At 68.3% G+C, this 18,381-nt stretch carries 13 protein-coding genes; 8 read left to right on the plus strand and 5 right to left on the minus strand.

Features of this window, described 5'->3' with window-relative positions:
* Positions 1–17: 17 nt before the first annotated feature.
* The 3 genes from glgB to glgX form a co-directional block, all read right to left on the minus strand.
* On the minus strand, positions 18–2,165 hold the full coding sequence (gene glgB, locus ACFXQA_RS09240) for a 1,4-alpha-glucan branching protein GlgB (RefSeq protein WP_394519527.1): 2,148 nt from the start codon (positions 2,163–2,165) through the stop codon (positions 18–20).
* Positions 2,162–4,252: an alpha-1,4-glucan--maltose-1-phosphate maltosyltransferase gene (locus ACFXQA_RS09245; protein WP_394519528.1), complete on the minus strand. Its 2,091-nt coding sequence runs from the start codon at positions 4,250–4,252 to the stop codon at positions 2,162–2,164. The genes glgB and ACFXQA_RS09245 overlap by 4 nt, the downstream gene beginning before the upstream one ends.
* A 68-nt stretch (positions 4,253–4,320) precedes the next feature.
* Positions 4,321–6,408, minus strand: coding sequence for a glycogen debranching protein GlgX (gene glgX, locus ACFXQA_RS09250; protein ID WP_394519529.1), 2,088 nt, complete (start codon positions 6,406–6,408; stop codon positions 4,321–4,323).
* A 52-nt stretch (positions 6,409–6,460) separates the two neighbouring features.
* On the opposite strand from glgX, the gene ACFXQA_RS09255 reads away from it, so the two are divergent.
* Positions 6,461–7,627 carry a cysteine desulfurase family protein gene (locus tag ACFXQA_RS09255; RefSeq protein ID WP_394519530.1) on the plus strand — a complete coding sequence of 389 codons (1,167 nt, stop codon included), beginning with the start codon at positions 6,461–6,463 and terminating at the stop codon, positions 7,625–7,627.
* 1 nt (position 7,628) lies between these two features.
* Here the strand turns inward: ACFXQA_RS09255 and ACFXQA_RS09260 are convergent, their stop codons facing one another.
* Entirely contained in the window at positions 7,629–8,573 is a 945-nt protein-coding gene (locus ACFXQA_RS09260) for an AraC family transcriptional regulator (RefSeq protein ID WP_394519531.1), read from the minus strand.
* Positions 8,574–8,717: 144 nt separating this feature from the next.
* On the opposite strand from ACFXQA_RS09260, the gene ACFXQA_RS09265 reads away from it, so the two are divergent.
* The 4 genes from ACFXQA_RS09265 (at position 8,718) to ACFXQA_RS09280 (ending at position 13,149) form a co-directional block, all read left to right on the plus strand.
* On the plus strand, positions 8,718–9,161 hold the full coding sequence (locus ACFXQA_RS09265; protein ID WP_394519532.1) for an anthrone oxygenase family protein: 444 nt from the start codon (positions 8,718–8,720) through the stop codon (positions 9,159–9,161).
* Between the two features lie 9 nt (positions 9,162–9,170).
* Positions 9,171–10,268, plus strand: coding sequence for a tRNA 2-thiouridine(34) synthase MnmA (gene mnmA, locus ACFXQA_RS09270; RefSeq protein WP_394519533.1), 1,098 nt, complete (start codon positions 9,171–9,173; stop codon positions 10,266–10,268).
* Positions 10,269–10,318: 50 nt separating this feature from the next.
* Positions 10,319–12,595, plus strand: a complete 2,277-nt coding sequence (gene ligA, locus ACFXQA_RS09275; protein WP_394519534.1) for an NAD-dependent DNA ligase LigA — start codon at positions 10,319–10,321, stop codon at positions 12,593–12,595.
* Positions 12,596–12,657: 62 nt separating this feature from the next.
* Positions 12,658–13,149: a DUF4262 domain-containing protein gene (locus tag ACFXQA_RS09280; RefSeq protein WP_394519535.1), complete on the plus strand. Its 492-nt coding sequence runs from the start codon at positions 12,658–12,660 to the stop codon at positions 13,147–13,149.
* Between the two features lie 14 nt (positions 13,150–13,163).
* Here ACFXQA_RS09280 and ACFXQA_RS09285 read toward each other — a convergent pair whose 3' ends face one another.
* On the minus strand, positions 13,164–14,867 hold the full coding sequence (locus ACFXQA_RS09285; RefSeq protein ID WP_394519536.1) for a long-chain-fatty-acid--CoA ligase: 1,704 nt from the start codon (positions 14,865–14,867) through the stop codon (positions 13,164–13,166).
* A 114-nt stretch (positions 14,868–14,981) separates the two neighbouring features.
* On the opposite strand from ACFXQA_RS09285, the gene gatC reads away from it, so the two are divergent.
* From gatC to gatB, 3 genes are read left to right on the plus strand one after another with little or no spacing between them, the layout of a single operon-like run.
* Positions 14,982–15,281, plus strand: a complete 300-nt coding sequence (gatC, locus tag ACFXQA_RS09290) for an Asp-tRNA(Asn)/Glu-tRNA(Gln) amidotransferase subunit GatC (protein WP_394519537.1) — start codon at positions 14,982–14,984, stop codon at positions 15,279–15,281.
* Positions 15,278–16,831, plus strand: a complete 1,554-nt coding sequence (gene gatA / locus ACFXQA_RS09295; protein ID WP_394519538.1) for an Asp-tRNA(Asn)/Glu-tRNA(Gln) amidotransferase subunit GatA — start codon at positions 15,278–15,280, stop codon at positions 16,829–16,831. Before gatC ends, gatA begins: the two co-directional genes overlap by 4 nt.
* The gene (gene gatB / locus ACFXQA_RS09300) at positions 16,831–18,360 is read left to right on the plus strand and encodes an Asp-tRNA(Asn)/Glu-tRNA(Gln) amidotransferase subunit GatB (RefSeq protein WP_394519539.1); all 1,530 of its coding nucleotides are present in this window, start codon (positions 16,831–16,833) and stop codon (positions 18,358–18,360) included. Before gatA ends, gatB begins: the two co-directional genes overlap by 1 nt.
* Positions 18,361–18,381: the final 21 nt, after the last annotated feature.

Genomic DNA, 18,381 nt, shown 5'->3' on the forward strand with positions numbered 1-18,381 from the left:
TATACGGTTTTCGCGGATCAGGCCTGGTGCTTGAGGAACAGCACGCCCAACGGGGGGAGCGTCGGTGTCGCCCGACCAGAGTCGTCGGTGTGGACGACTCCGAAGTTGCCGACGCCCGAGCCGCCGTAGACCTCGGCGTCGCTGTTGAGGATCTCGGTCCAGACGCCGCGCTCCGGAAGGTCGAGCGGGTAGTCGTGCAGCGGCTCGCCCGAGAAGTTGCAGACGACGACCACCGTGTTGCCGTGGGAGTCGCGCCTCGCGAACGCCGACACGGTCGGGTTCCACGCCGGTGCGCCGATGCGGTTGAAGGCCGCTCCGTCGTGGTCGCGTGCCCACAGCGCGGTCTCGTCGCGATACACCCGGTTCAGGGCGGCGACGAAATCGTGGAGCTGCGCGTGCGCCGGTTGTTCCAGCATCCACCAGTCGAGGCCTCGGCCCTCCGACCACTCCGACATCTGGCCGAACTCCTGGCCCATGAACAACAGCTGCTTGCCCGGGTGCCCCCACATGTAGGCCAGGTAGGCCCGCATGTTGGCGAGTTTCTGCCAGTGGTCACCGGGCATGCGTCCGAAGAGGCTTCCCTTGCCGTGCACGACCTCGTCGTGGCTGATGGGCAGGACGAAGTTCTCGGTGAAGGCGTAGACGAACGAGAACGACAGCTCGCCGTCGTGGTGGTCGCGATACAGCGGATCCCGCGAGATGTACTGGAGCGAGTCGTTCATCCAGCCCATGTTCCACTTGAACCCGAACCCGAGGCCGCCCTGCGACGTGGGTGCGGTGACGCCGGGGAAGCTCGTCGACTCCTCGGCGATCATCGCGATGCCGGGGTAGCGCTTGTAAGCGGTGGCGTTCACCTCTTGCAAGAAGCGCACCGCTTCGAGGTTCTCGCGGCCCCCGTACTGGTTCGGCGCCCATTCGCCCTCGTTGCGCGAGTAGTCCAGGTACAGCATCGAGGCGACGGCGTCGACGCGGAGTCCGTCGACATGGAACTCCTCCAGCCAGTACAGCGCGTTGGCGACGAGGAAGTTGCGCACCTCGCTCCGGCCGTAGTCGAAGATCAGCGTGCCCCAGTCCTTGTGCTCGCCGCGTCGCGGGTCGGGGTGCTCGTAGAGGGGCTCGCCATCGAATTGCGCGAGGGCGAAAGCGTCCTTGGGGAAGTGACCGGGAACCCAGTCCATGATGACGCCGATGCCCGCCTGGTGCAGGCGATCGATGAGGTAGCGGAGGTCGTCCGGCTGTCCGAAGCGGCTGGTCGGGGCATAGTAGCCCGAGACCTGGTACCCCCACGAACCACCGAAGGGGTGCTCCGACAGCGGCATGAACTCGATGTGCGTGAAGCCCTGCTGCGTGACGTACTCCACGAGCGGGTCGGCGGCCTCGCGGTATCCGAGGCCCGGGCGCCACGAGCCGAGGTGCACTTCGTAGATCGACATCGGTTGGTCTGTCAGCGGAGTGGCGGAGCGGTGCCCGAGCCACGCTTCGTCGGCCCAGGTGTACTCCGAGGCCGTGACGACGGATGCTGTGGCCGGCGGCACTTCGGCCAGCCGGGCCATGGGGTCGGCCTTCTCGATCCAGTCGCTCGCGCGCGTGAGGATCTCGAACTTGTAGCGGGCGCCGGTCGACAGACCCGGGATGAAGATCTCCCAGACGCCGCTCGAACCCATGGAGCGCATCGAGTGCGACTGTCCGTCCCAACCGTTGTGGTCGCCGATCACACGAACGGCCCGCGCATCGGGGGCCCATACGGTGAAGGCGACACCGGAAGAGCCGTCGAGCGTCCGCTCGTGAGCACCGAGGAGGCGCCAGAGCTCTTCGTGGCGTCCTTCGGCGATCAGGTGCAGATCCAGCTGACCGATCGCGGGGGAGTGCCGGTACGGGTCGTCGGCGGTGTACACCGAGCCGTCTTCGTAGGTGGCGGTGACGGTGTAGGCCCCCGGCGATGCGTCGACCGGTGCCTCCCAGATGCCCGCGCGGAGGTGGGTGAACTCGACCCCCGAGCCGTCGGCGAACTCGGCCGTGACTGTGGTCGCCAGCGGGCGCAGCGTGCGAAGCACCCAGGTGCCCTCGTCGTCGGTGTGCGCACCGAGTACGGAGTGCGGGTCGTGGTAGCTGCCCGTGGCAATGGTGTCGAGAACGACGTCGCCGGGGGTGGATGACAGGTTCATCGAGATTCCTTCACGTGCAGGATGTGAACGGGTTCAGCGAACGCGTCGAGGCGGACGAAGTTGTGCTGACCCCAGGTCCACTGGGCACCGGTCAACAGGTCTTCGACCTCGTATGTCTCTCCGGCGTCGCTGTCGACTCCCCAGATGCGGGTGTCGAGGTGCACCTCGGTCTCGCGCGCGGAGTGGGGGTCGAGGTTGACGATGACGATGAGCGTGTCGCTCTGCCCGGTCGGGCTGAGGGCGGCGTCGAGGTGCTTCGAATACACGAGGATCGCGTCGTCGTCGCTCCAGTGGATCGAGATGTTGCGCAACTGAGCGAGCGCCGGGTGGTCGCGGCGGATCTCGTTCAACCGGCGGAGGTAAGGCGCGAGCGACTCGCCGCGCTCTTCGGCTCCGGCCCAGTCGCGGAACTTGTACTCGTACTTCTCGTTGTCGATGTTCTCTTCAGAACCGGGCCGCGCGACGTTCTCGATCAACTCGTAGCCCGCGTAGACGCCGTACGTCGGAGCGGCCGTCGCCGCCAGAGCCGCGCGGATCTTGTACGCCGGTCGCCCGCCGTACTGCAGATACTCGGTGAGGATGTCGGGGGTGTTCACGAAGAGGTTCGGCCGGAAGAAGTCGGCGGTGTCCTGCGCGAGCTCGGTGAAGAACTCCGTCAGTTCCTCTTTGGTGTTCCGCCACGTGAAGTAGGTGTAGCTCTGCTGGAAGCCGGCCATGCCGAGCCCCTGCATCGGAGCCGGACGCGTGAACGCCTCGGCGAGGAAGACCACGTCGGGCGATTCGGCGTTGACCGTGGCGATGAGCCACTCCCAGAACTGCAGTGGTTTCGTGTGCGGGTTGTCGACGCGGAAGATCTGCACGCCCTGCGCGATCCAGTGCCGGACGACGCGGAGCACCTCGGCCCTGATGCCCTCGGGGTCGTTGTCGAAGTTGACGGGGTAGATGTCCTGGTACTTCTTCGGGGGGTTCTCGGCGTAGGCGATCGAACCGTCGGGAAGCGTGGTGAACCACTCGGGGTGCTCGGTCACCCAGGGGTGGTCGGGCGAGGCTTGCAGGGCCAGGTCGATGCCCACTTCGATTCCGTGCGCCGCCGCCTCTGCGACGAAAGCGCGGAAGTCGGCGAGATCGCCGAGATCGGGGTGGATCGCGTCGTGGCCGCCGGCAGCCGAGCCGATGGCCCAGGGCGATCCTGGGTCGCCGGGCTGGGGGTCGAGCGAGTTGTTCGGACCCTTGCGGTTTCGTTCCCCGATCGGGTGGATCGGGGGCAGGTACAGCACGTCGAAGCCCATGGCGGCGACCCCGGGAAGACGCTTCGCGGCGGTTCGGAACGTTCCGCTGGTCACCGTTCCGTCGGCCGCCATCTCGGCCCCCTCGGAGCGGGGGAAGAATTCGTACCACGATCCGACGCCCGCGCGGGTGCGCTCGACGAGGAGCTGCTGCTCGTCGCCGACGGAGACGAGCGAGGTGAGCGGACGAAGCGCGAAAGAATCGGCGATCGCGTCGTAGCGGACGACCTCGAGGGCGGTGTCATCGGAGGCCGCGGGGTCGCGCAACGTGACGGCTCCGCGTTCGAGAAGGCGGCGCTCGTCTGCCGGACGGGACTGCTCTTTCGCCGCACGGAGGAACAGCAACGCGCCGCTCTCGCGCATCAGGTCGGTGTCGACGCCCGCGGCGATCTTCACATCGGCGGCGTGCCGCCACGTCGCGTAGTCGTCGGCGAAAGCCTCGAAGCGGAAGCGCCAGAGGCCCTGTTCGAGCGGCACGACCTGGGTGGACCAACGGTCGAAGCCGTCGCCCAACGGGCGGAGTCGGTGCAGCGATTCGTCGCCGCTGGGGGCGAACAGCCGCACGTGCGTGCCGATGCGGTCATGGCCCTCGCGGAAGGCGGTCACGGTGAAGGGCACGGCCTCGCCGACGAAGGCGCTCGGGGAGAACTTTCCGTCGGGGACGTGCGGGAACGGATGGGCGAGCGGTATGCGGGGCGTCTTCGGCGCACCGGGCGAGACCGTCGCAATCGCCGGTCGTACGGGGATGGACGAGGCACTGAGCCACGCCGTAGGGGACTGGATTCGCGTCGTGGGAGCCACGCTCCGAACCTATCGTGGTGGCCGTCCCCACGACACCGGACGCGCGGCGGTTGACAGATGGCTCCGGATCATTCAGCCACGAAGAGGAGCATCGACGTTCCGGCGAGCGCGACGGTTTCGCCGGGGAGGTGGGCACGCGTCTGCCGGGCCGGGACGTCGTCGGCACTCGACCACTGCGAGACGTAACGCTCCACACCGTCGATGACGGGCAGCGTGACGTCGATGGCCTGCTCGTCGCCGTGGATGATCAGGAGCACCCGATTGCGTTCTCCGTCGTCGGGCGTCGACGTCGCGACGTACTGCAGTGTGCGGTGCGAGGGATCGGCCCAGCGGTGCTCCGACATGGTCTCGCCGCGTTCGTCGTACCAGGCCATGACCGACGATGACGGAGTGTGCTCCCCGCTCCGGGCGAAGTGGGACGGGCGCAGCGCCGGATTCTCGCGACGCAGGCGAATGAGCTTCTGCGCGTGCGCGAACATCGCCTCTTGCCACGGTTCGTGGTTCCACGACAGCCAGGTCAGCGCGGAGTCGTGGCAATAGGCGTTGTTGTTGCCGTGCTGGGTCCGCGCGAACTCATCGCCCGCGGTCAGCATCGGGACCCCGGCCGACAGCAACAGCGTTCCGAGCAGATTGCGCATGGCTTTGCGCCGCGTCGCGAGCACGTGGGGGTCGTCGGTCTCGCCCTCGAAACCGTGGTTGAACGAACGGTTCGTGTCGGCGCCGTCGCGATTGTGCTCGCCGTTGTCGGCGTTGTGCTTCACGTCGTACGACACGAGATCGCGCAAGGTGAAACCGTCGTGAGCTGTGACGAAATTGACGCTCGCGAGGGGCCCGCGCTCGACGTCGAACGTGTTCGACGAGCCCGCGAGCCGCGTCGCAAAGCCTCCGATGCCCACCGGCGCGGTGTCGGCACGGCGGGCGTAGTCGACGTCGCTCAGCCAGAAATTGCGGACGCGGTCGCGGTAACGGTCATTCCATTCCGACCACCCCGGCGCGAAGTTGCCCGTCTGCCAGCCGCCCATGCCGACATCCCACGGCTCGGCGATCATCTTCACGTCGGCGAGCAGCGGGTCGTTCTCGATCGCTTCGAAGAGTGGATGCTGCGGGGTGAACTCGTGCGTCGCATCACGTCCGAGGGTCGCGGCAAGGTCGAAGCGGAACCCGTCGATCTGCACCTCGTTCGCCCAGTAGCGCAGCGAGTCGACGATGAGGCGGCTCGCCGCATCCGTCGCCGTGTTCACGGAGTTTCCGCAACCGGTGACGTCGATGTAGCCGCCCTCTTCGGTCTGGCGGTAGTAATTGCGGTTATCGATCCCGCGGAGGCTCGTACGCGGCCCCCCGAGACCTTCTTCCGCGGTGTGGTTGTAGACGACGTCGAGAATGACCTCCAGGCCCGCTTCGTGCAGCAGCTTCACCATCCCTTTGAACTCCCGGAGCACGGCCTCCGGTCCTTCGCGCCGGCTGGCCTGGGTCGCGTAGGCCCCATGGGGGGTGAAGAAATTGAGCGAGTTGTACCCCCAGTAGTTCGCGAGCCCCAGCTGCAGCAGGCGAGGCTCCGTCGCGAACGCGTGCACCGGCAGCAGTTCGACGCTCGTGATGCCGAGGGCGTGGAAGTGTTCGATCATCGCCGGGTGCGCGAGACCGGCATAGGTCCCGTGGAGAGCGGTCGGCACGCCGGGGTGCCGTTTGGTCAGACCCTTCACGTGCCCTTCGTAGATCACGGTGCTGCCGAGCGGGACCGCGGGCTTGGCCGTGCCGCCCCAATCGAAGCTCCCGTCGACGACGACGGAGCGCCAGTCTTCGAACCCGCCCGACACCAGCCCGCGGGAGTACGGCTCGATGAGGAGGGTCTGGGAGTTGAAGGTGTGGCCGGCGGCGTGGGGGCCGTTCACGCGAATCGCGTACCTCGCGCCCGGTCGCAGCAGTTCGGTCGCCACGCTCCACACGCCTTGGCCGACGGGTTCCATCGGCAGTACCGCCACGGCCCAGTCGAGGTCGGCGTCGTCGAAGATCACCAGTTCCATGGCATCGGCTGTGCCGGACCACACCCGCAGGGTCGCCGCTGCATCGGGCCCACGGGTGACCCCGAGGTCATCGAGCGCGGAGGTGAGGAGACGGGGGCCGGAAAGAAGCGGGGACGTCTCGGGGCGGACCATGGGATCTAGAGTAATGAAGGCCCGGAGTCGGGCAGGGCACGCAGGAGGCGGCATGACGGCGGTCTACCTCGATCACGCGGCGACGACGCCGCTTCGGCCCGAGGCTCGGGCGGCGTGGCTCGCTGCGCAAGACATCGTCGGCAATGCCTCGTCGATCCACGGTGGGGGGCAGGCAGCACGCCGTGTTCTCGAGGAATCCCGTGAACGGCTCGCCGTCGTTCTCGGCTGCGACGCGGTCGAGGTGGTCTTCACCTCGGGCGGAACCGAGGCCGTCAACCTCGCGGTGAAGGGCCTCTGGTGGTCGCGGCCAGACGGAGCCGACACGGTCGTGCTCCCCGACGGGGAGCATCACGCGACACTCGACGCGGTGAGGTGGTTGGTCGCGCACGAGGGCGCCATCGTCAAGCCGGTTCGGCTCGACGGCGTCGGACGCATCGATGCGTCGGGCTTCGCCGATGCGCTTCCGGGGGCGGCGCTCGCAACCGCCCTCATCGCGAACAACGAGGTCGGCACCGTTCAGGACGCCGCCGCGATGGCCCGCGCCGCCGGTGACGCGGGTGTGCCGTTGCACCTCGATGCCGTCTCGGCGTTCGGACACCTGCCGGTGTCCTTCCGTCAGTGGCGGGCGGATGCTGTCGGCGCGGCCGGACTCGTCGCCCTCAGCGTCTCGGGACACAAGGTCGGAGCCCCGGTCGGTGTGGGCGCACTGGTCGTCTCGAGGCAGTCGACGCCCACCCCGCTTCAGCACGGCGGGGGCCAGCAGCGCGGGCTCCGTGCCGGCACGCAGGACGTGGCGGGAGCGGCGGCCTTCGCCGTCGCCGCCGAACTCGCCGAGCACGAAAGGGAGGCCGAGGCGCGGCGTCTCGACGACCTGCGCGACGCCCTAGCACGCAGCATCCGCTCGTCACTTCCCGACGCCGAGGTGCTCGGCGACCCGGTGGAGCGGATCCCCGGCAACCTGCACGTGTTGTTCCCCGGGGCGTCGGGTGAGACTCTGCTGTTCCTTCTCGACCAGGCGGGCATCTCGGTGTCGACCGGGTCGGCGTGCCAGGCGGGCGTTCCCGAGCCCTCCCACGTCGTGCTGGCGCTGGGCCGCACCGAGCGGGAGGCGCGCTCGGTGCTGCGCTTCACCTTCGGCCGCACCTCGACGGGGGCAGATCTCACGCGGGTCGTGGCCGCGCTGCCGGAGGCGTACGCGCGAGCCGCGGCGGCGCGCTGAGTCAGCTCACGAGCACGCCGCTCGACGCAGTCGTCGTCGAGCGGAACTCCGAGGGACTCTGGCCGTACTGGCGCTTGAATGCCGTGCTGAACGCGAAGGCGTTCTCGTAACCGACCGTGCGCCCGACGTGCGCCACGGTCAGCGAGGGATCGACGAGTCGTTCGGCGGCGAGCGCGAGTCGCCACCGGTTCAGATACGCGACCGGTGATGAGCCGACGGCGGAGCGGAAACGGGCGGCGAAGGTCGCCCGTGAGACGTGGGCGAGGGCGGCGAGGCTTGCCACGGTCCACGCCGTCTGGGGCTCCGAGTGCATGGCTTCCAGGGCACGACGCGCGACGGGGTCTCGAGTCGTGAGCCACGACGTGTCGAGATCGTCGGCACGGGAAGCCGCCCACTCGCGCAGGGCGGATACGACCAGGGTGTCGAGCAGTCGGTCGAGAATCGCCTGCTGTCCGAGACCCGTGTTGCCCACCTCCCGGCGGAGAAGGTTCGAGATCGCGTCGAGTGACGGTGTGCGCGGAGCGCGGGCGACAGGGGGGAGGCTGAGCGAGACCAGTCGGCCGATGGCACCGTCGTGGGCGTAGGCGCCGACGATCATCTCGGTGTCGGGGGATCGACTGTTGCCCCATCGCCGCACACCGTGAGCGAAGCTCTCGTGCAGCGCGACACCGTCAGGGGTGGTGCACACCTGCCCGGGGCCGATCACGGCGCACGTCGGCGCGTCAAGAGAGCCGGCGACGCGGTACGGCGCGGGACCTCGGACCAGCGCCACGTCGTGCTCGCGGAGGGTGACGTCGCCGATCATCGCGGCGCCCCAGGTGATCAAGACGACGGTCAGAGCCGCTTCGTCCTCGACCTCGATAGCCCAGGGCGAGCACATCTCGACCGTCATCACGAAGGCACGCGCCGCGCGGGGGCCGTCGAAGAATTGGTCGAGAGGGTCCATGACATCGAATGTTAGACGGTCACGAATGTCAGGTCGACGTTGACCCATTCTCAGTCTGGACAGGCGGTGGTCGACTCGAGCCATGACGAATTCCGCCGTGATCCACCCGCACCCTCACCCCGATCGCATGAGGGGAGGGCGGTCGTGATCGTCGTGGCGACGGCGGTCGGATCAGCCGTCGTGGGTGGGATCTACGCCGCGTTCACCGTCATGGTCATGCCGGCGCTCCACGCGCTTCCGCGTGACGCCGCAGCAGCGGCCATGAAGCGGATCAATCGCGCGGCCGAGCGGGGGCCGTTCATCGTCGTGTTCGGGGCGACCACCGTTGCAGCCGTCGCGCTGGCGGTCTCGCAGTTGCGGGAGACACCGGTTGCGCCTGCTCCGCTCGGTGCCGCTGCCCTGGCCGTCGCCAGCACCGTGGTGACGGTCGCCTTCAACGTGCCCCTGAATCGGCGGCTCGACCGCGAGGGCGCCGCCTTCTGGAACGAGTATCGCCGCCGGTGGACGGCGTGGAACACCGTTCGCGCCGTCGCGGCCGTCGCCGCGGTGGCGGTGCTCGCCGCGACCGGGGGCGGAGCGCGCTCGTAGACTGGGGGAATGCGAATTCTGGCAGCCATGAGCGGCGGTGTCGACTCCGCCGTTGCGGCAGCCCGGGCCGTGGAGGCGGGGCACGAAGTGGTCGGCGTACATCTCGCGCTGTCGCGCGCCGGTGGAACGCTCCGTGCCGGCAGTCGCGGATGCTGCACCATCGAAGACGCCATGGACGCCCGCCGGGCCGCCGACCGCCTGGGCATCCCGTTCTACGTGTGGGATTTCTCGGAGCGCTTCCGCGACGACGTGATCGACGACTTCATCTCGGAGTACCGCGCAGGGCGCACCCCGAACCCCTGCATGCGTTGCAACGAGAAGATCAAGTTCGCAGCCCTGCTCGAACGGGCGATCGAGCTGGGGTTCGACGCGGTCTGCACCGGTCACTACGCCACCCTCGTCGACGGGCCGGAGGGCCTCGAGTTGCACCGTGCGTCGGATTCGGCGAAAGACCAGTCGTACGTCCTCGGAGTCCTCACCGCAGAGCAGCTCGCCCACACCTACTTCCCGCTCGGTGAGACCCCCTCGAAGGCACTCGTGCGCGCGGAGGCGGCGGAGCGCGGCCTGACCGTCGCGCAGAAACCCGACAGCCACGACATCTGCTTCATTCCCGACGGCGACACCCGCGGGTGGCTCGCCGAGCGGGTGGGCGCCGAGCAGGGCCCCATCGTCGACCGAGCGGGCGACGTGATCGGGCGCCACGAGGGGGCGCACGCGTTCACGGTGGGGCAGCGCAAGGGGCTTCAGCTGGGCGTGCCTGCCGACGACGGCAAGCCCCGGTTCGTGCTCGAGGTGCGTCCGGTCTCGAACACGGTCGTGGTCGGGCCCAAAGAAGCCCTCGCGACCTCCGAGATCGCGGGCGATCGTCATTCGTGGGCGGGCCGCGCTCCGGTGGAGTCCGAATTCGCCTGCGACGTGCAGATCCGCGCTCATGCCGACCCGGTGCCGGCTCGAGCAACGATCAGCGACGGCGTGATCACCGTGATCCCCGCGGTACCTTTCGACGGCGTCGCGCCCGGGCAGACCGCGGTGCTGTACGACGGCACGCGCGTTCTCGGTCAGTTCACGATCGCGACCACCGTCTCGGCGGTTCCGGCCTCCGTCTGAGCGGCTGTCCACCCCTGCTGAGCGTCGGAACCCCCTCTTAAACTGACCGCATGGCTGACGACGCCCTGCAATTGCCCGACCTCACGCTCGACGAGGCGCGCGACGAAGTCGCGAATCTCATCGAGCGCATCAACGGTGCCCGCGACGCGTACTACGGCGCCGACGCCGAGATCGTCGACGATGCGTCATACGACGAATGGATGCGGCGACTCGAGGCGATCGAGCGCCTCCACCCCGAGCTGCAGGGGCAAGACAGTCCGACGCTGACCGTGGGAGCCGCATCCGGAACCCTGTTCGCGCCCGTCGAGCACGCCGAGCGCATGCTGAGCCTCGACAACGTCTTCAGCGACGATGAGTTCCTCGCGTGGGCCGCCCGCGTCGAGCGCGACGCGGGCGCTGCTGTCCACTACCTCTGCGAGCTGAAGATCGACGGGCTCGCCCTGTCGCTCCGATACGAGCGGGGGCGGCTCGTTTCGGCGGCGACTCGCGGCGACGGTCGGGTCGGTGAAGACGTGACCGACAACGTGCGCCAGATCCGCGGCATCCCCCAGCGGCTCGAGGGCACGGGGCACCCCGACGTGGTCGAGGTGCGCGGCGAGGTGTTCTTCAACGTCGCCGACTTCGAGTCGCTGAACGCCTACCAGGAATCGATGGGCGATCGGCTGTTCGCGAACCCGCGGAATGCGGCTTCGGGGTCGCTGCGTCAGAAGACCGAGGGCAAGAACGAGAAGCAGCTGCGGGCGGTGCACGAGCGGCTTTCGCGTCTGCGGCTCACCGTGCACGGCGTCGGGGCCTGGCCCGACCCGCCTGTGCAGTCGCAGAGCGAGATGTACGGCCTGCTCGCATCGTGGGGTCTGCCTACCAGCGCGTACTTCCAGGTGCACGACTCGGCCCAGGGCGCCGACGATTTCATCCGGCACTACGGAGCGCACCGCCACGACGTCGAGCACGAGATCGACGGCGTCGTGGTCAAGGTCGATGAACTCGCGCTGCACGACGAGCTCGGCGCGACGAGTCGCGCGCCCCGCTGGGCCATCGCCTACAAGTACCCGCCCGAGCAGGTCAACACGACCCTGCTCGACATCGTCGTCTCGGTGGGGCGCACCGGGCGGGCGACACCGTTCGCCGTCATGAAGCCCGCACTCGTGGCCGGCAGTGTCGTGCGGCAGGCGACGCTGCACAACCAAGACGTGGTGAAGGCCAAGGGCGTGTTGATCGGTGACACCGTCGTGCTGCGAAAGGCGGGCGACGTGATCCCAGAGGTGCTCGGCCCCGTCGTCGAGCTGCGTGACGGCACGGAGCGGGCGTTCGTGATGCCCACGAACTGCCCGGAGTGCGGTTTCGTGCTCGCTCCGTCGAAAGAGGGCGATATCGACCTGCGATGCCCGAACACGCGCGCCTGCCCCGCACAGGTTCGCGGTCGTGTCGAGCACGTCGGTTCGCGCGGCGCGCTCGACATCGAGGGTCTCGGCGAGGTTTCGGCCGCCGCGCTCACCCAGCCCCTCCGCCCCGAGACGCCGCCCCTCGATACCGAGGCCGGACTCTTCGATCTGCGGGCCGAAGATCTCTTTCCGATCGACGTCGTCGTGCGCGATGCCGAGACCGGGCTGCCTCGTCTGCTCGACGACGGCACCCCCGACACGCGCTCGCCGTTCCGGCGCCAGCGCAAGAAGACCGACCCGCCCTTCGATCCGTCGGGTGAGTTCGACGGCGACGCCGGCTCCATCCTTTCGCGCGCCGCCGCAGACCTGCTCGTCAACCTCGAGCGCGCGAAGACCCGTGAACTCTGGCGGTTCCTCGTGGCCCTCAGCATCCGCCACGTGGGCCCTGTCGCCGCTCGCGCCCTCGCGCAGTGGTTCGGATCCCTCGACGCGATCCGTGCCGCGACCCGCGATGAACTCGCGGGTGTCGAGGGGGTCGGCGGGATCATCGCCGACTCGCTCGTCGACTGGTTCGCCGTGGACTGGCACCGCGACATCGTCGACCGGTGGGCGGCCTCGGGGGCTCGCCTCTCGACGCCCGACCACCCGGGCCCCGGCGCTGCAGCCTCGGCCGGGGGAGTGCTCGACGGTGTCACGGTCGTCGCGACCGGGTCACTCGAGGGTTACTCGCGCGAGGGTGCGCAGGAGGCGATCCTCCGCGCCGGCGGCAAGGCCGCGTCGAGCGTGTCGAAGAAGACCGATTTCGTCGCCGCGGGTCCGGGCGCGGGCTCGAAGCTGGGCAAGGCAGAAGAGCTGGGAGTGCGCATCATCGACGCTGCCCAATTCCACCTTCTGGTCACCGAGGGGCCGGCCGCGCTCGGAGAGGTGCCGGCCGCCGCGGAGTGAGCCGTCCCAACGGAGTGTCGTACCTATGTTCTAATCTCGAGACGTCTCGAGAAAGGACCATCATGAGCAACCTCCCCAACGCGGCGATCACCGCCTGGCTCGACCAAGAAGACGCGTTCTTCGCAGAGATGATCCGACAGCACGGCGTCTGCATTCAATCGGTCGGTGGTGACCCTGCCGTTCATCAGCCGCCCTTCGCCTACACGGTGGGGCTGTTCGGGGTCGCTCATCCTGAACTTCTGGTCGTCGGAATGCCCGAGCCCACGGCGCAGGCGGTTCTTAACGACGTGGCTGAGCGCGTGAGGGCCGGGCGACTGCTGGTGCCCGGTGAGGTGCTCGAGTTCACCGGGTGGTCGCACCGGGTCGTCGTCGAGGTCGTACCGAACCCGGGCCAGATCGCGTTCTCGGCGAACCGCTACTACCGATTGCCCGACGACGAGACGGTCGACCTGCTGCAGCTGACCTACGACGATCTCTTCGGGCGGTTTCCGGGTGACGACGGATATTCCCGTCCCGCGTGGTTGCAACCGCGCCCGGGCGAGTTGCGTGCCTGACACGCCCGACGGTCTCAGCCGGCGTCCGTCGACGAGCTCTCGAGCTGCTCGCGCACCTGCCGACGCAGCACCTTTCCGATGAGCGACTTGGGCAGCTCGTCGACCGCGACGATGCGGCGGGGCACCTTGTACGGGGTCAGAATGCCGCGGGCGAAAGTGCGGATGAGCTCTTCGTCGAGCTCGGCGCCGGGGGTCAAGACGACGGCGGCCACCACTTCCTCGCCCGCGTGCTCGTCGGGCAGTCCGACGACGGCGACGTCTTCGACGAGCGGATGCTGTCGCAAGACGTTCTCGACTTCGGTCGGCGCCACGTTGAACCCGCCTGTGATGATGAGTTCCTTGATCCTGTCGACGACGCGGACGAACCCTGCGTCATCGATGGTGACGATGTCGCCGGTACGGAACCAGCCGTCGACGAACACCTCTTGCGTCTCCTCCGGCTTTCCGTAATACCCCCGGAAGACCTGGGGCCCTCGCACGAGCAATTCGCCCCGCTCGCCGGCGGGAACGTTCACTGTCGGATTCTCCGGGTCGACCACTCGGCACTCGGTTCCGGGAAGAGGAAGCCCCACTGTTCCCGGCACGCGGTTGGCGGCGACCGGATTCGCCATCAAGACCGGAGAGCACTCGCTGAGTCCGTAGCCCTCGACGAGGAATCCGCCCGACTCCGCCTCGAAAGGCACGACGAGTTCGTGAGGCAGCGTCATGGCGCCCGAGATGGCGATGTCGGTCCCCGTCAGCGGAATGCTCTTCGCGAGCGACGCCTTCAGCAACCGGTCGGCGATCGGGGGGACGAGCGGCAGAAAGGTGGCCGGGTGCTTCCTCGTGACGGCGAGTACCAGGTCGGGGTCGAAGCGGGGGAAGAGCACGAGCCGGGCGCCCATCGACATGGCGAAGGTGAGGCAGAGGGTCAGACCGTACGCGTGGAACATCGGGAGGACGGCGTACACGACGCACCCTTCGCCGCGGGTGATCTGCGGCACCCACGCGCGCGCCTGTGCGGCATTGGCGAGAAGGTTCCGGTGCGACAGCGCCGCACCCTTGGGTGCGCCAGTGGTCCCGCTCGTGTACTGGATGATCGCGAGATCGTCGGTGGTCGGACGAGGGTGCGACGCCGAGAGGGGTGCGGTGCGAAGAAGCGACTCCCACAGCACGGTGCCCGACACCTTCTCGGTGAGGGCCGCGCGCGATTCACGCGCCTTGGCGATCGGAAGCCGCAGGGCGAGGCGGGTCGCGGTGGGCATCGCCCGGGTCACGTCGATCGAGACGAGCGAGTGCACGTGCAGGTCTGCGGGAAAGTCCTGCACGGTCTTCACGACCTTGTTCCAGACGATCGCGTGCTTCGCGCCGTGGTCTTCGAACTGCTTCCGCAGTTCGCGTGCGGTATAAAGCGGGTTGTGCTCGACCACAACGGCCCCCAGGCGCAAGACCGCGTAGAAGGCGACGATGTGTTGGGGGCAGTTCGGCAGCACGATCGCCACGGGGTCGCCGGCTTTGACTCCCAGTTCGCGCAATCCCGCTGCGGCACGTGCGATCTGATCGGCGAGGTCGGTGTAGGTGGTCTCGCGCCCGAAGAACTGAAGGGCGGGCGCATGGGGATAGTCGCGTGCCGACGCGTCGACGATGTCGACGAGCGACCCCGATACTGCGTCGAGTTCGGCCGGGACTCCCTCCGCGTAGCTGGTGATCCAGGGGCGCGGAGGGTTGTAGGTCGTCACGCGCACAGCCTAGCCAGCCGTCCCTCCTCCCAGGTGGCCGCACTCGATCCGCCGTGCATCCGGGGAGTGGCGAAGGCTCCGTTGACCGCCTCGCCGCAGACCTAGACTGGGGGAGTGTCTGAAATTACCCCCGATCTCGTGCGCCATCTCGGTGTGCTCGCCCGGATCCAACTGAATGACGAAGAGGTCGAGCGCCTTACCGGTCAGCTCGACGCGATCGTCGACAACATCGCCAAGGTGTCGCAGGTCGCCACTCCCGACGTCGTCGCGACGAGCCACCCGGTGGCGCTGGAGAACGTCTTCCGTGCCGATGTGCCCGGCGGTCAGCTGACTCGTGCGCAGACGTTGCAGAACGCTCCGGATGCTTCGGACGACCGATTCCGCGTCACCGCGATTCTGGGGGAAGAGCAATGAGCGATCTGACACGCATGACCGCCGCTGAGCTCGCCGCCGCGCTCACTTCGAGAGAAGTGTCGAGTGCCGAGGCGACGCGCGCGCACCTCGACCGCATCGCCGCCGTCGACGGCGACGTGCACGCGTTCCTCCACGTCAACCAGCACGCCGTCGCCGCAGCGGAAGAGATCGACCGTCGACGTGCGGCGGGCGACGAGCTCGGCGCCCTGGCGGGCGTTCCGCTGGCCATCAAGGATGTGTTGGTCACGACCGACATGCCGTCCACGAGCGGGTCCAAGATCCTCGAGGGGTACATGTCGCCCTACGACGCGACCGTCGTCGCTCGTTCGCGTGCGGCTGGCCTCATCCCCCTGGGCAAGACCAACATGGACGAGTTCGCCATGGGCTCTTCCACGGAGCACTCGGCCTACGGTCCGACGCGCAACCCGTGGGACCTCGACCGCATCCCCGGCGGCTCGGGTGGCGGCTCCGCGGCTGCCGTGGCGGCTTTCGAAGCGCCTCTGGCGCTCGGCTCCGACACGGGTGGTTCGATCCGCCAGCCCGCGCACGTCACAGGGACGGTCGGCGTAAAGCCGACGTACGGGGGTGTCAGCCGCTATGGCGCGATCGCCCTCGCCTCCAGCCTCGACCAGGTCGGGCCCGTCACGCGTACCGTGCTCGACGCGGGGCTGCTGCACGACGTGATTGGCGGGCACGACCCGAACGACTCCACGTCACTCACCGACGCCTGGCCTTCTTTCGCCGCTGCGGCGCGGGAGGGCGCTCGAGGAGACGTTCTCCGTGGTCTGCGGGTCGGCGTCATCCGGGAGTTGCCGGACAGCGGATTCCAGCCCGGCGTCTCGTCGTCGTTCCGTGCGGCTCTCGCCGCGATGGAGGCCCAGGGCGCCGAGATCGTCGAGATCAGCGCGCCCCACTTCGAGTACGGCGTCGCCGCCTACTATCTGATCCTCCCCGCTGAGGCATCGAGCAACCTGGCGAAATTCGACTCGGTCCGCTTCGGTATGCGTGTCACACCGCACGCCGGCGCCACGGTCGAAGAGGTCATGGCCGCGACCCGCGAAGCCGGGTTCGGTGACGAGGTCAAGCGCCGCATCATCCTCGGCACCTACGCGCTGTCGGCCGGGTACTACGACGCTTACTACGGCAGTGCTCAGAAGGTCCGGACGCTCATTCAGCAAGACTTCGCGGCCGCGTTCGACGCGGTGGATGTCATCGCCACCCCGTCTGCCCCGACCACGGCTTTCCGGATCGGCGAGAAGATCGACGACCCGCTGCAGATGTACCTGAACGACGTGACGACCATTCCGGCGAACCTCGCGGGGGTGCCGGGCATCTCGATCCCCTCCGGGCTGGCCGACGAAGACGGTCTGCCCGTCGGCATCCAGTTCCTCGCACCCGTGCGGGAAGACGCTCGGCTCTACCGCGTGGGTGCGGCGCTCGAAACGCTGCTCGTCGAGTCGTGGGGTGGCCCGTTGCTCGATCGGGCGCCGTCCCTTCGACAAGCTCAGGGACCGACTGCACACGCTCAGGGACCGGAAGGGGTCGCGTGATGGCCAAGGCCAAGCTGATGGACTTCGATCAAGCCCTCGAGCTCTTCGAGCCCGTCATGGGTTTCGAGGTGCACGTCGAACTGAACACCCGCACGAAGATGTTCTCCGGCGCGCCGAACCCGGCGCACCAGGAGAACCACGGCGCGCAACCGAACACGCTGGTCGCACCCGTCGACATGGGCCTGCCCGGTGCGCTCCCGAACGTGAACGCCGAGGCGGTGCGGTATTCGATCAGTCTGGGTCTCGCGCTCGGCTGTTCTATCGCCCCGTCGAGTCGATTCGCCCGGAAGAACTACTTCTATCCCGACCTCGGCAAGAACTACCAGATCTCGCAGTTCGATGAGCCGATCGCCTTCGAGGGTGAGGTCGAAGTGGAACTCTCCGACGGCACCCTCGTGCGGGTGCCGATCGAGCGTGCCCACATGGAAGAGGATGCCGGCAAGCTGACCCACGTCGGCGGCGCGACCGGTCGCATCCAGGGAGCCGAGTATTCGCTCGTCGACTACAACCGCGCCGGCGTTCCCCTGGTCGAGATCGTCACGAAGCCGATCTACGGCGGCGAGCACAGGTCGCCGGAGATCGCGAAAGCGTATGTGCAGACCATCCGTGACATCGTCTTGTCGCTCGGGATCTCCGAGGCCCGGATGGAGCGGGGCAACCTCCGCTGCGACGCCAACGTCTCGCTCCGGCCCCGAGCTGCGGACGGCGAGGCCCCGGCACCGCTGGGTACGCGCACCGAGACGAAGAACGTGAACTCCATGCGGTCGGTCGAGCGCGCGGTGCGCTACGAAATCCAGCGACAGGCGGCGATCCTCGCCGCCGGTGGAACCATCACGCAAGAGACCCGCCACTGGCACGAAGACACCGGGACCACCTCTCCGGGCCGACCGAAGTCGGATGCCGACGACTATCGGTACTTCCCCGAGCCCGACCTTCTTCCGGTCGCACCGTCGATCGAACTGATCGAGGAACTGCGCTCCCAGCTTCCTGAGCCGCCGGCGGTCCGCCGCCGCCGGCTCAAGGCCGACTGGGGTTTCACCGACCTCGAGTTCCAGGACGTCGCCAACGGCGGCCTGCTCGCGGAGGTCGCCGCAACGGTGGCGGCCGGGAGCACGCCGGCAGCCGCACGCAAGTGGTGGACCGGAGAGATCAGCCGCATCGCCAACGCGGCCGACCGCGAAGCATCCGACCTGATCTCGGCCTCCGATGTCGCAGCTCTGCAAGGACTCATCGACGCCGGCACCCTGACCGACAAGCTCGCCCGCCAGGTGCTCGAGGGTGTCATCGCCGGCGAAGGAACCCCGCAGGAGGTCATCGACGCGCGTGGCCTCGCGGTCGTGTCGGACGACGGCGCTCTGATCGCGGCCATCGACGATGCGCTGGCGTCCCAGCCCGACGTGATGGCGAAGATCCGCGACGGCAAGGTCCAAGCGGCCGGGGCGGTCATCGGCGCGGTGATGAAAGCGATGAAGGGGCAAGCAGACGCCGCCCGCGTGCGTGAGCTGATCCTCGAGCGCGCGGCGCAGTGACGACTTCTCCGCCGCGGTGTC

The sequence above is a fragment of the Microbacterium shimangi genome (genome assembly GCF_043556445.1).
In the GTDB taxonomy this organism is placed as follows: domain Bacteria; phylum Actinomycetota; class Actinomycetes; order Actinomycetales; family Microbacteriaceae; genus Microbacterium.